12 protein-coding genes are annotated in these 12,846 nt (G+C 54.3%); 11 read left to right on the top strand and 1 reads right to left on the bottom strand.

From position 1 onward, the window contains the following. Positions 1-2: 2 nt before the first annotated feature. Positions 3-1,265 carry a nucleotidyltransferase gene (locus VF724_RS06015; protein ID WP_371753389.1) on the bottom strand — a complete coding sequence of 421 codons (1,263 nt, stop codon included), beginning with the start codon at positions 1,263-1,265 and terminating at the stop codon, positions 3-5. Positions 1,266-1,383: 118 nt separating this feature from the next. On the opposite strand from VF724_RS06015, the gene VF724_RS06010 reads away from it, so the two are divergent. The 11 genes from VF724_RS06010 to smc all read left to right on the top strand — a co-directional run bounded on the left by VF724_RS06010 (position 1,384) and on the right by smc (position 12,844). Next, positions 1,384-1,914, top strand: a complete 531-nt coding sequence (locus tag VF724_RS06010; RefSeq protein WP_371753319.1) for a YceD family protein — start codon at positions 1,384-1,386, stop codon at positions 1,912-1,914. An 11-nt stretch (positions 1,915-1,925) separates the two neighbouring features. Then, positions 1,926-2,099 (top strand): 50S ribosomal protein L32, encoded by a 174-nt coding sequence (gene rpmF / locus VF724_RS06005; RefSeq protein WP_371753318.1) that lies wholly within the window; start codon positions 1,926-1,928, stop codon positions 2,097-2,099. 210 nt (positions 2,100-2,309) lie between these two features. Beyond that, entirely contained in the window at positions 2,310-2,906 is a 597-nt protein-coding gene (gene fapR, locus VF724_RS06000; protein WP_371753388.1) for a transcription factor FapR, read from the top strand. Beyond that, entirely contained in the window at positions 2,890-3,891 is a 1,002-nt protein-coding gene (gene plsX, locus VF724_RS05995; protein ID WP_371753317.1) for a phosphate acyltransferase PlsX, read from the top strand. Before fapR ends, plsX begins: the two co-directional genes overlap by 17 nt. Beyond that, positions 3,888-4,874 carry a beta-ketoacyl-ACP synthase III gene (locus VF724_RS05990; RefSeq protein WP_371753316.1) on the top strand — a complete coding sequence of 329 codons (987 nt, stop codon included), beginning with the start codon at positions 3,888-3,890 and terminating at the stop codon, positions 4,872-4,874. Before plsX ends, VF724_RS05990 begins: the two co-directional genes overlap by 4 nt. 21 nt (positions 4,875-4,895) lie before the next feature. Then, a complete protein-coding gene (gene fabD, locus VF724_RS05985) occupies positions 4,896-5,837 on the top strand; it encodes an ACP S-malonyltransferase (RefSeq protein WP_371753315.1) in 942 nt (313 codons plus the stop codon). Positions 5,838-5,853: 16 nt separating this feature from the next. Beyond that, entirely contained in the window at positions 5,854-6,594 is a 741-nt protein-coding gene (fabG, locus tag VF724_RS05980) for a 3-oxoacyl-[acyl-carrier-protein] reductase (RefSeq protein WP_371753314.1), read from the top strand. A gap of 116 nt (positions 6,595-6,710) precedes the next feature. Beyond that, positions 6,711-6,944: an acyl carrier protein gene (acpP, locus tag VF724_RS05975; protein WP_371753313.1), complete on the top strand. Its 234-nt coding sequence runs from the start codon at positions 6,711-6,713 to the stop codon at positions 6,942-6,944. 134 nt (positions 6,945-7,078) lie between these two features. Further along, the gene (gene fabF, locus VF724_RS05970; protein ID WP_371753312.1) at positions 7,079-8,317 is read left to right on the top strand and encodes a beta-ketoacyl-ACP synthase II; all 1,239 of its coding nucleotides are present in this window, start codon (positions 7,079-7,081) and stop codon (positions 8,315-8,317) included. 41 nt (positions 8,318-8,358) lie between these two features. Further along, positions 8,359-9,063 (top strand): ribonuclease III, encoded by a 705-nt coding sequence (gene rnc, locus VF724_RS05965; RefSeq protein WP_371753311.1) that lies wholly within the window; start codon positions 8,359-8,361, stop codon positions 9,061-9,063. Between the two features lie 208 nt (positions 9,064-9,271). Then, positions 9,272-12,844: a chromosome segregation protein SMC gene (smc, locus tag VF724_RS05960; RefSeq protein ID WP_371753310.1), complete on the top strand. Its 3,573-nt coding sequence runs from the start codon at positions 9,272-9,274 to the stop codon at positions 12,842-12,844. Positions 12,845-12,846 lie beyond the last annotated feature (2 nt).

The raw sequence follows: 12,846 nt of genomic DNA, 5'->3' as shown, positions 1-12,846 counted from the left end.
GCTTAAATCCGGAGCGGGGGCTCGTAATAATCGCGAAGCAAATCCCGCGCATCGGGGCGGCGGTAGGCCAGCGCATGGACGGCTGTCGCCTGGATATCCATCGTCAACAGCGGGGAGGTTTCGCGCGCAATCTTGGTGACTACGGGAACCGAGGCGGTTTTTTTCATTTGCTTCAGCAATTCTCTGCCTTGAGCCGAAAATCCGAGAATGCGCAGATAGGGAACCCCTTTGGAAAGCAACTCCTTCGTCAGCACATCCTTTCGGTGGTTCAAGAGAACCCTCGTCAGCACACGCTGCAGCTTGGTTCTGGTATAACGCTTCGTTTTGAGCCCGGCGATCAAATCCTCGACGGGTGCCGCCGAATCCGGATTCACCCCGGCAATCGCCCGCTTGAGCCGATATTCCAAGCCTTCGCTCATCTCGAATATTTGCCTGAGCTCCTCGATAGAGCTGTTGACGATTTGGTGCAGAAGCGGCAGCGCATAGGCGTTCCAGCCGATCGGGGCCCGTCCCGCGTCCCATTCCCGGCGGAGGATGGTCCGGGTATAGGAAGGGACGTAAGAAGCAAGCGGCTCCAGCGTATTTTTCTCGAAAATCATTTTGCGGATGGCCGTTGCGCTTGCGATATTGTCGTCGCTGACCGTCTGCTGATGGTAGCCGGCTTTTTGTCTGGATATGGTCAGCGGCCGAATCCGGCTGTTCAACCGTTTCAGGGCGATCAGATAGTGCAGTCCGAGAATATTGTTGGGCTGGGAGAGATACACGTGCATGGCCTCCGCATCTTCTGCGGGCCGGTGCAAATCCGCTTCGGCCAGCAGATCCCCGACTGCCGCCGCATAGGCTTTCGGATAGCTGATGCCTGATTTCAGCCGAAGCTTGATCATATGCTCAAGAGCACGGGGCTCCGCATACAGCATATTGGCGAGAAGCTCCAGGCTGCGGATTTCTCCGAGCTCGCTGCCGAAACACAACGCGTCGACCGCCCCGGTCGCTGCCAATGCGGATACGGCGCCATAAGCGAACCATTCCGCGGGTGCGGAAGAGAAAGCGACGGGCAGCTCTATCACCAGATCGACTCCCATGTGAAGGGCCATTTCCGTACGGGCCCATTTGTTGACGACCGCCGGTTCGCCGCGCTGCAGAAAATTTCCGCTCATCACGGCGACAACGGCATCGGCTTGTGATACCATTTTGGATTGCCGGAAATGATATAAATGTCCATTGTGCAAAGGATTATATTCAATGATGATTCCGACGGTTTTCAAACGATGACTCATTCCTTCCCGGTAATTTCCAACGAAATTAATATAACATGATGGCAATCGGTTGACAAAAGTCAAGCCAAATCGCTATAATATTCCTTGTTTGCTTGGAGTGATGTTCATGCACGTGAACCTGAGGGAAGTCGGCGCCAGACCAGAGCCGGTGGAGCTGCAAGGTCAAATCGATATTTCGTCTATGCTGAAGGAACGCCGGGACATTATCGGGACTGATCCGCTGCAAGCGGATTTGCGGGCCGTTCAATCCGGTGAGTTGGTGGATGTAACGGGACGTCTGTGCACAGAGGCGGAATTTGTGTGTGCAAGATGCCTGACCCGCTTTCGCCGGAAAATAGAAATTCCGTTTCACGAAGTATTCGCACAGACGCCGATCAGCTCCGAAACGGAAGACGACGCCGGGGATGAGGAGGAAATTCATTATGTTTCCGGGCCCAAGGCCGATCTCATTCCCTATCTGGAAGAGCATGTTTTGCTTCATCTTCCGTACGTTCCTCTTTGCGATGAAGACTGCAGGGGGCTTTGCCCGCAGTGCGGCTCAAACCGCAACGAAGAGGAATGCGGATGCGTCATCGAACACATAGACCCGAGATTGGCCGGGCTGAAACAGTTTTTCAACCAGGAGAACGAGAAATAGGAGGTGGGAATATGGCAGTACCATTCAGAAGAACTTCCAAAACCCGTCGCGACAAGCGCCGTACGCATTTTAAGCTGGTCGTTCCCGGCATGGTCAAATGCGAGCAATGCGGGGAATTGAAGCTGGCTCATCACGTATGCAAGGTATGCGGCTCTTATAAGGGAAGAGATATCGTCAAACAATAGTTTTCAGAGGATCAGAAAGAGTACTTCATCTTCGGTGAGGTGCTTTTTTTCTTTGGAGCTTTGATCATTTTGCGGTTTGGCTTCACTTTTCGGGAAAAATTATATATACTTCTTTTAGTACCAGGTAATAAAGAATCGAGCGGGAAAATGCTTCTTTCCCCTCAGCAGGCATTAGGATACCGGTAAAAGGTGGTGTTGGATATCGAACGTCTGCCCAAAAAACATCGCCAGCAGCTTCTGACCAAGGAAATTGAAGAAAACCCATTTTTGACGGATGAAGAACTGGCCGGGAAATTTCAGGTCAGCATTCAAACGATCCGGCTGGACCGGCTGGAGCTGGGCATACCGGAAGTACGGGAACGCATCAAAATGATGGCGGAGCGCTCCTTCGATCAAATCCGTTCCATCCCGCTGCATGAAGTGATCGGAGACCTCGTTGACCTGCAGCTGGACAAGAGCGGAATTTCCATCTTGGAAATCAAGGAAGAGCACGTATTTTCACGGACCCGGATCGCCCGGGGACATCATCTTTTCGCTCAGGCCAATTCACTCGCGGTTGCCGTGATCAACGATCAAATCGCGCTCACGCTGTCGGCCGACATCCGGTTTGTCCGCGCGGTCAAGCTTTATGAAAAATGCGTTTCAAAAGCGTATGTGCGTCCGATTCCCGGAGAAAAAGTCAAGGCCAAGGTCGAGGTCTTTACTTATGTCGGAGACGAGTTGGTGTTTCAAGGGAATTTCGTGATTTACCGTTCGCACAAAGAAATGCAGCTAAGAGGAGGAAAAAGCCATGCGGATAGCCATTGACGCCATGGGCGGCGACCATGCTCCCGAAGTCAATGTGCGGGGCGCCCTGCTGGCGGCGGAAGAGTGGAAGGACGTGGAGCTCATTTTGGTTGGCGACGCCGAGCGGATGAAGCCCTACCTGTCGGATGCTCCGTCGAACGTGCAGGCGCTTCATGCCGATGAAGTGATTGCCGCCGATGACGAACCGGTTAGAGCCGTAAGGCGCAAGAAGAACGCTTCGATGGTGGTCGCCGGCAGGATGGTTCGCGAGAAGCAGGCGGATGCGATGATTTCCGCAGGCAATACCGGAGCGCTAATGACCACCGGACTGCTAATTATCGGAAGGATTGAAGGCATTGAGCGTCCGGGATTGGCGCCGGTGCTTCCGACACTCGACGGGAACGGCGTGCTGGCCTTGGACTTGGGGGCAAACATGGACGCATCGCCCGAGCATTTGCTGCAGTACGGCATCATGGGCAGCATTTATCGCCAGAGGGTTCACGGCATCAATCGCCCCAGAGTCGGCCTACTGAATGTCGGAACCGAGGAAATGAAAGGCAACGAATTGACGAAAGCGGCCTTCGGCTTGCTGAAGAACGGCCCGATACACTTCGTGGGCAACGTCGAGGCGCGGGATCTCATGCAGGGCACCTGCGACGTAGTGGTTTGCGACGGGTTTGTCGGCAATATTCTGCTGAAAACAATGGAAGGAACCGCCAGCGGCATTATGTCGGCATTGAAGACGGAATTTACCAAGTCGCTTTGGAGTAAGCTGGCCGCAGCCGTGCTTAAACCCGGACTCAGCGCATTTAAAAAGAAGCTGGATTATACGGAATATGGAGGAGCCCCGTTTTTGGGAATCGATGGAGTGTTGATCAAAAGCCACGGTTCCTCGGATGCCCATGCGATCAAAAATGCCGTCAGGCAGGCCAGAATCGCGCTGCAAAACGAATTGGTGTCATCGATATCCACAGAAATCAGCAGGAAGCGAGATGTGAAAGAATGAACGATACGCAAGTAGGCATTATTGGGACCGGTTTTTATGTTCCTGACAAAGTTTTGTCGAATCAAGATCTTGAGAAGATGGTGGAGACCAGCGACGAATGGATCGTAACCCGTACCGGCATCAAGGAAAGAAGAATCGCCGCCGCGGATCAGGCTACGTCGGATTTGGCTTTTGAAGCCGCTAAGAAGGCGATTGCCAACGCGGGCCTCGCGGCTGAGGACATTGATTTGATCATTGTCGCCACAGTGACGCCGGACAAATTTTTCCCGGCGACGGCGGTCATTTTGCAGGAAAAGCTCGGCGCGAGAAAAGCGGCTGCCTTCGACCTGTCCGCGGCATGCTCCGGATTCATTTACGGACTCGCCACCGCGTCGAATTTTATATCGACCGGGATGTATCGGCATGCGCTGGTGATCGGCGCCGACGTGCTGTCCCGAATTACCGATTACACGGACCGCAATACGAGTATTTTGTTCGGTGACGGGGCGGGAGCCGCCGTTCTGGGGCGCGTGCCCAAGGGAAGAGGATTCCGCTCGTTTGTGCTCGGCGCGGACGGATCGGGAGGCGAGCTGCTTCAGCTGGAAGGCGGCGGCTCAAGATGTCCCTCTTCTGTCGAAAGCGTGCAGCAAGGGCGGCACTATTTGCGCATGAACGGCAAGGAAGTGTTCAAGTTCGCTGTGCGGGTGATGGATAGCGCGTCCGAGGAGGCTTTGCGCAAAGCCGGTCTGGAAAAAACGGATATCGACCTGCTCGTGCCGCATCAGGCGAATATCCGGATCATTCAATCGGCCTTGGAGCGGCTGGAACTGTCTAAGGACAAGTGCGTCATCAATGTGGACCGCTACGGCAATGTGTCTGCAGCTTCCATCCCCATTGCACTGGCTGAAGCAGTCGAGCAGGGCAAGGTGCATGAAGGGGATCGGCTGCTGTTTGTCGGCTTCGGCGGCGGCTTGACATGGGGAGCTTCAGTGCTGGTTTGGTAGGGAATCGAAAGGAGCGCGAAGATGGGAAAAATCGCTTTTGTCTTTCCCGGGCAGGGAGCCCAGGCCGTCGGGATGGGAAAGGACGCCTATGAGTCGCAGCCTGAGGCCAGACGGATTTTTGAAACGGCGGACGATGCGCTGGGCTATCGGCTGTCGGAATTGATTTTCAACGGTCCGGAGGCCGAGTTGAAGCTGACGTACCATACGCAGCCGGCTCTGCTGACTGCGAGCATGGCCTATTATGAAATGCTGAAGGACTCCGGCCTGCAGGCGGATTATGTCGCCGGTCACAGCCTGGGTGAATATTCCGCGCTGGTTGCCGCCGGAGTCATCGGCTTTGAAGATGCGGTTAAAGCGGTGAGGGCCCGGGGAGAATTCATGGACCGCGCGGTGCCCGCCGGACAAGGCGGAATGGCCGCCGTGCTCGGCGCCGACCGCGGACCGTTGGAGGAGCTGTGCAGAAGGGTGACGGCCGAGGTTGCGCCGGTTGAACTGGCCAATGTCAACTGTCCAGGTCAAATTGTCGTTTCCGGGACGAAAGCGGGCGTTGAGGCTGTGATCGAAAGAGGCAAGGAAGCGGGAGCAAAGCGGGTCATTCCCTTGGAAGTCAGCGGCCCTTTCCATTCCTCGCTGATGAAACCGGCGGCGGAAAAGCTGTCCGCTGTGCTAGAGTCGATCGGGATGAGGCCGGCGGCCATTCCGGTAGTCGCGAACGTCACCGCAAGACCGGTCACTGAAGCGGATCAAATCCGCAAACTGCTGGTTGAACAGGTTTATTCCCCCGTGCTGTGGGAAGACAGTGTCGTGTGGATGATCGACCAGGGGGTCGATACATTCGTGGAAATCGGATCCGGCTCCGTGCTGAGCGGATTGATCAAAAAAATCGACCGGTCGGCGGCCGTTCATACCCTGAACAGCTTCAACGCTGTGCAGGAATTTGTCCGGTCGCAGCCGAAGGTTTGAGAAAGGAGGACTTTGCATGCTTGAAGGAAAAACAGCTTTGGTTACCGGAGCTTCCCGCGGAATCGGAAGAGCGATCGCCATCGCGCTGGCCGATGCGGGTGCGGATGTCATGATCAATTACTCCGGCAGCGAGCAGGCCGCCGAGGAGGTTGCTTCGCTCATCCGGGATATGGGCAGGAAGGCCGAAAAAATCCGCGCCAATGTCGGTTCTTCGGCGGAAGTCGAGCAAATGGTCAAAGCTACGCTGGAAAAAATGGGTAAAATTGATATACTGGTGAATAACGCAGGCATAACCAAAGATAATTTGATAATGCGGATGAAAGAGGAAGAATTCGATCAGGTCATCGAGACGAATCTGAAGGGCGTCTTCAACTGCATCAAGGCCGTCACCCGTCCGATGATGAAGCAGCGTTCCGGCACGATCATCAATATCACATCCGTGGTCGGCGTGACGGGGAACCCGGGACAGGCGAATTACGTTGCGTCCAAGGCGGGCGTCATCGGCCTGACCAAGACGGCGGCCAAAGAGCTGGCCTCCCGCAGCATCACCGTCAACGCGGTCGCACCCGGATTTATCGTTACCGAAATGACGGATAAGCTCCCGGAAGAGGCCAAGGAAAGCATCATGAACCAAATCCCCTTCGGCCGGATGGGAAAGCCTGAGGAAATCGCCAAGGTAGTCGTATTTCTGGCTTCCGACGCGGCCGCTTACATGACGGGACAAACGCTTCACGTCGACGGCGGCATGTATATGTGATTTCAATTGTGAAATCCTTATATAAAGGTGCCTCGCCTTTGCTGACAAGTTTTCAAAGTCACCGTATGGCATTTTTCGGCTGATTCTCGTATAATACCAAAGAGGAGGTGAACCGGATGTCCGACGTATTGGACCGAGTCAAAAAAATTATCGTAGATCGCTTGGGGGTTGAGGAGTCAGAAATCACCCTTGAAGCATCTTTTAAAGATGATCTGGGTGCAGATTCTCTTGATGTGGTAGAGCTCGTGATGGAATTGGAAGATGAATTCGACATGGAAATTTCCGATGAGGATGCGGAAAAAATTACGACTGTGGGAGAAGTAGTTGAATACATAAAATCTCATGCGTAATGCAGGCAGGTCCCGTTGTCCATAACGGGACTCTTCCTCTTTCTTTTATCGTTTGCGGCTGGAACACATCAAGACATACATTTGAATTACAAAATTGGGCAATCATGCTGTTGATATATAGAGGTGGAATTATGATGAAACAAAGAGTTGTCGTCACTGGACTCGGGGTCATTACTTCATTGGGTAAAGATCCCGGGACTTTATGGAACAATCTGATGGCCGGCAAGTCCGGCGTCAGTCTTATCGAAGCTTTTGATGTCAGCGAATATCCGACGAAAATCGCCGCATCGATCAAAGATTTCGACCCGGAACAATATATGGATAAAAAAGAAGCGCGGAGAATGGACCGCTTTGTGCAATTTGCCGTTGCGGCCAGCAATCTTGCGCTGCAGGACGCCGAGCTCAATATCGCGCAGGATACCGATCCGGAACGGGTGGGTGTCTACGTCGGATCGGGTATCGGCGGATTGGGCACTTGGGAGGAGCAGCACACCATTTTGCTGGAAAGAGGTCCGAAGCGGGTCAGTCCGTTCTTTATTCCGATGATGATTGCGAACATGGCATCCGGACAAATTTCCATTCTGACCGGCGCGAAGGGACCGAACAGCACTTCGGTTACCGCATGCGCGACGGGCAGCCATTCGATCGGCGATTCCCTCAGGCTGATTCAACACGGAGAAGCCGATGTCATGATTTGCGGCGGCGCGGAAGCGACGATCCGCCCGATCGGAATGGCCGGTTTCTGCTCGATGCGGGCAATGTCAACGCGCAATGACGAACCGGAAAAAGCAAGCCGTCCGTTCGACCTGGAAAGGGACGGATTCGTCATGGCCGAGGGAGCGGGGATATTGATCCTCGAATCGCTGGAGCACGCCCAAAAAAGGGGCGCAAAAATCTATGGCGAGGTTATCGGATATGGCATGAGCGGAGATGCTCACCATATGACCGATCCCGATCCGGACGGGGCGGCTCGCTGCATGGCCAGAGCGATCAAGGACGCCGGCATCGCTCCGGAACAGGTTGATTACATCAACGCTCACGGCACATCCACTCCGGCGGGGGATAAATCGGAAACCGAGGCGATCAAGAAGACATTCGGCGACTATGCCTACAAATTGGCCGTCTCCTCAACCAAATCGATGACCGGACATCTGCTCGGAGCCGCAGGCGGCGTTGAGGCCGTGATTTGTGCGCTGACGATCGACAACGGCATGATTCCGCCGACGATCAATCTTGAGCATCCGGATCCCGATTGCGATTTGGATTATGTCCCGAATGAACCGCGAAAAGCGGAAGTCAACGTGGCGATGTCCAATTCGTTCGGATTTGGCGGACATAATGCGACACTCATCTTCCGTAAGTTTGAGAAGTAAATACAATTGCTGCAAGACGGACGATTCAGGTGGTGGTGACTATGCAACCGGATTTTAAAAAGCTGCAGTCGGATGTGGGAGTTTATTTTCATAACCATTATCTGCTCAAACAGGCGTTTACCCATTCTTCTTATGTGAATGAGCATAGGATGTCCCACCACAAGGACAATGAACGGATGGAGTTTCTTGGCGATGCGGTGCTGGAGCTTGTCATTTCGGAATATTTGTTTCATGCCTACCCCGAGCAAACGGAAGGGGAGCTGACAAAGCTGCGGGCATCGATTGTATGCGAGCCTTCGCTGTTCCGTTTTGCCAAGCTGCTTGATTTCGGATCATACCTGCTGCTCGGCAAGGGTGAGGAAATGACCGGCGGAAGGAACCGGCCGGCTTTATTGGCCGACGTTTTCGAATCCTTTATCGGGGCGCTTTATCTGGATCAGGGATTGCCTGCCGTCAAGCACTTCATGAAAAAACATATCTTTCCTGTCATTTCCGACGCCGATCAGCTTCGCGTCACCGATTACAAGACGCAGCTTCAGGAGTACACACAGCATCATAACCTGGGAACCCTGGAATACCGGATTGTCGATGAGCGGGGTCCCGCGCATGAAAAGCAGTTCGTCTCGGAAGTCTATATGGATAACCGGCTGCTTGGGCAAGGGATCGGCCGTTCAAAAAAAGAATCGGAACAGCAAGCTGCGGCGAAGGCATTGGAAAAACTGGATGTCCATCACCATATGCAATAAAGGCTTGTGATGAAATTAGTTCCACTTTTGGCGGCTTTGGTGCCAATTTAGTGGAAGTTATTTCGTCACGATGCCTTAGGGCTCGCGATCACGATGCCTAACCAAGGATCACGGCGAACTTGAAGGGAGCAAAGCAACCACCCCGTTGTTTATGCTCCTTTTTTGGGATGATTTGGACGGCATGATACAATAAGCTTGGGGTGAGACGATGTTTCTGAAGCGAATCGAATTAACGGGATTCAAATCGTTTGCCGATAAGACCGAGTTGGAATTTGTTACGGGCATTACTGCCGTTGTCGGACCGAACGGAAGCGGCAAAAGCAACATCTCCGACGGAATCCGCTGGGTGCTCGGCGAGCAGAGCGCCAAATCGCTTCGCGGGGGCAAGATGGAGGACGTCATTTTTGCCGGCAGCGTTACGCGCAAGCCGGTCAATTACGGCGAAGTTTCTTTGTCGCTGGATAATTCGGACAAGGCTCTGCCGTTGGACTTCAGCGAAGTGACGGTCACCCGCCGGATTCACCGCAGCGGGGAGAGCGAGTACTTTATCAACAAGCAGTCCTGCAGGTTGAAAGATATCACGGAATTGTTCATGGATACGGGAATCGGCAGAGAGGCTTATTCGATTATCGGGCAGGGCCGGATTGAAGAAATTTTGAGCTCGCGCTCGGAGGAGCGCAGGGGGATCTTTGAGGAAGCTTCCGGTATCGTCAAATATAAATCGAGAAAGAAGGAAGCGCAGAAAAAACTGGATGAAACGGAGCAGAATCTGGTTCGCATTCACGACCTTGTGTCCGAATTGGAAGACCAGATTGAACCGCTTCGCAAGCAATCCGAGAATGCGGTGCTGTACAAGCAGCTGAAGGAGCAGCTGAAGGCCAATGAAATCTCGATGTACGTGCTGCAGATCGAGCAGCTTCACCGTTCCTGGCAGGAGGCCGGCGAAAAGCTGGAGCTGCTGAAGCAGCAGCAGCTGAAGCTTTCCACTGTGGTCAGCAGTCATGATGCGCAGTTGGAAAAGCACAGGCTGGAAACGCGGCGTCTGGAGGAGGAGCTTGAACATCTGCAGGCCGTGTTTCTGCAGTTGAGCGAGGAATTTGAAAAATGCGAAGGCTTCGGCGAAGTCCTCAAGGAAAGAAGGCGCAATCTGGAAAGGAACCGGGAGCAGTATGCGCAAACCTTGGAGCTTCAGCGCAAGCGGATTGCGGAAAGGACGTCCGAGCGGGACGATTTGGTCGAGAAGCTCGGGTCGATTTCCCGCAAGCTGGAGGATTTAATGGTCAGCCTGGAGGAAGAGCAAAGGCGTCTCGAAGGCGTTCACGGCGGAACCAGTGTTGCGCGCGAGGAAGAGCTGAAGGGTGAATTGCTTGAAATTTTGAATAAAATGGCGCAGGCGCGCAACGAAATCCGCTATTATGAGCAGCAGTCGGAATCCGCCGAGCGGAGAATCGGAAGACTGCAGGAAGAACGAAGCAAATGGACGGAACAGCTGCGCCAAATGGAAGAGCGCAAGGAGCATTACGGAAAGCATCTGCACCGGATTGCCGAAGAAATTGAGGGCATCCGCAGCCGGTATGCGGAAACCGGCCAGCAGCTGAAGCAAAAGCAGGCGCTGCTGGATGAGGTTCTGCTGACCGCGCGCAAATGGGAGCAAAAGCTGGACGCGCTGGTCTCCCGACGGGATACGATGCTGGAGCTGCAGAACGAATATGACGGATTTCAGCAGGGCGTCCGCGAGGTGTTGAAGGCTGGCAAGCCGTCGGGCGGCCTGAAAGGGGTTCATGGGGCGGTGGCCGAGCTGGTCAAGGTTCCGGAGCAGTATGAAACCGCAGTCGAAACAGCGCTGGGCGCCGCCCTGCAGCATATCGTCATGGAGAACGAGGCTTCCGCCCGCGAAGCCATTCAATATTTGAAACGGCGACAAAGCGGACGCGCGACGCTGCTACCGCTGAACGTCATCAAGGGAAGATCGATCCCCGATAACGATCGGAGAACGGCGGAAAGAGTCGAAGGCTTCGTCGGAATCGCCGTCGATCTGGTCGATTTTGAGGATCGTTATAACGATATTTTCCGGAATCTGCTGGGCAATGTGATCATCTCCGAGAATCTGGAGCAGGCGAACCGGATTGCCGCGTCCTGCCAATACCGTTTCCGCGTCGTGACCCTGGAAGGGGATGTGGTGAATGCAGGCGGTTCCATGACGGGAGGAAGCCAGCAGAAGCGAAATGCCAATCTTCTCGGAAGGAAGCGGCAGATCGAGCAGCTGGACGAGGAAATCGGTCAAGCGAAAGAACAATTGGGCAAACTGAAGGAAAATGTCAAAAGCGTTCGGCAGGAGCTGGAGCAGCTGCAGAGCAGCCTTGAGCAGCTGCGGCAACTCGGGGAACAAAAAAGGCTGGAGGAGCAGCGCAATCTGGCCGAGCAGAAGCAGCTTTTGAACGAATATCAGAATGCGCAGGACCAGCTTGAGCTGCTCGGACAGGAGTCCGACGGCAATTCCCAAGAAAAGCGGGAATATGAAGTCAGGAAAGCGGAATTGACCGCAGGTCTTGCCGCTTTTCAAGAGCAGGAGGCGGCCGTTCAGCAGGCCGTCCGGGATGCCGAGAGCGAGCGAAAACGCAATGAGTCGGTCAAGGAAGAGCTGCAGACCGCGCTGACCCGGCTTAAGGTGGAGGCGGCCGCGGTTTCCCAGGAGAAGCAGTCCGCAGAAGATCAGCTTCGGCGGATGAATGAGGATTTGCGCGAGCTGCAGGAGGAGGAAAAGTCCGTATGCCAGCTTTCTCTGCAGGCGGATCGGGAGCTTGCGGCCAACAGGGAAGAGACGGTTCAGCAGACGGAGAATTTAAACAGCTATCAGCTGCAAAAACGGGAATGCGCGGAAACGATCGACCGGAAAAAGACCGAACGCGCCGAATGGATCCGCAAGCTGGAAGAGGAAGCGGACGAGACGAAGGAACAGCGCATCGAGCTGAGAAAAATCGAAGAGCAAATGCATCAGACGGAAGTTCGGGTCAACCGCCTCGATGTCGAATTGGACAACCTGTTGAAGAAGCTGTCCGAGGACTATGAAATCAGCTTTGAAATGGCCAGGGAACGGTACCCGGTGCCTGAGGATGTAATCGGGACGCAGGCGATCGTCCGGGATTTGAAGCGGCAGATCGCCCAGCTTGGAGATGTCAACCTCGGAGCCATCGACGAGTACCAGCGGGTTAACGAAAGATACAGCTTTCTGAACGAGCAGAAGCTCGACCTGATCGAAGCGAAGACGACCTTGTATCAAGTAATCCGGGAGATGGACGAGGAAATGTCTAGGCGATTCCGCGAGACCTTCGAGGCGATCCGATCCCATTTTGTCGTGGTGTTTGCCAAATTGTTCGGCGGCGGCAGAGCGGATCTGATCTTGACCGATCCGGAGCTTCTGCTGGAAACGGGTGTGGAGATTGTGGCTCAGCCCCCGGGCAAAAAGCTGCAGAATCTTTCCTTGCTGTCCGGAGGCGAGCGGGCGCTGACCGCGATCGCTCTGCTGTTTGCGATTCTGCTCGTCAAGCCTGTGCCTTTCTGCGTGCTCGATGAAGTCGAAGCGGCGCTGGACGACGCCAATGTCACGCGCTTTGCCCAGTATTTGCGGGAATTTTCCAGCGAGACGCAGTTTATCGTGGTGACCCACCGCAAAGGAACGATGGAGGAAGCGGATGTATTGTACGGTGTGACCATGGAGGAAGACGGCGTATCCAAGCTGGTTTCCGTGCGCCTGGAGGATCAGGAAGCCGCTTCCGCATGAGA

Origin of the sequence: Ferviditalea candida, from assembly GCF_035282765.1 — a bacterium.
Taxonomy (GTDB): domain Bacteria; phylum Bacillota; class Bacilli; order Paenibacillales; family KCTC-25726; genus Ferviditalea; species Ferviditalea candida.
The sequence above is the reverse complement of the archived record's forward strand: the minus strand, read 5'-3'. Positions and strand labels throughout refer to the sequence as shown.

Coding starts and splice junctions, on each gene's coding strand:
- fabD (WP_371753315.1), top strand. CDS start 4,896: ATGGGAAAAATCGCTTTTGTCTTTCCCGGGCAGGGAGCCCAGGCCGTC.
- acpP (WP_371753313.1), top strand. CDS start 6,711: ATGTCCGACGTATTGGACCGAGTCAAAAAAATTATCGTAGATCGCTTG.
- plsX (WP_371753317.1), top strand. CDS start 2,890: ATGCGGATAGCCATTGACGCCATGGGCGGCGACCATGCTCCCGAAGTC.
- smc (WP_371753310.1), top strand. CDS start 9,272: ATGTTTCTGAAGCGAATCGAATTAACGGGATTCAAATCGTTTGCCGAT.
- VF724_RS05990 (WP_371753316.1), top strand. CDS start 3,888: ATGAACGATACGCAAGTAGGCATTATTGGGACCGGTTTTTATGTTCCT.
- VF724_RS06010 (WP_371753319.1), top strand. CDS start 1,384: ATGCACGTGAACCTGAGGGAAGTCGGCGCCAGACCAGAGCCGGTGGAG.
- rpmF (WP_371753318.1), top strand. CDS start 1,926: ATGGCAGTACCATTCAGAAGAACTTCCAAAACCCGTCGCGACAAGCGC.
- fabF (WP_371753312.1), top strand. CDS start 7,079: ATGAAACAAAGAGTTGTCGTCACTGGACTCGGGGTCATTACTTCATTG.
- rnc (WP_371753311.1), top strand. CDS start 8,359: ATGCAACCGGATTTTAAAAAGCTGCAGTCGGATGTGGGAGTTTATTTT.
- fabG (WP_371753314.1), top strand. CDS start 5,854: ATGCTTGAAGGAAAAACAGCTTTGGTTACCGGAGCTTCCCGCGGAATC.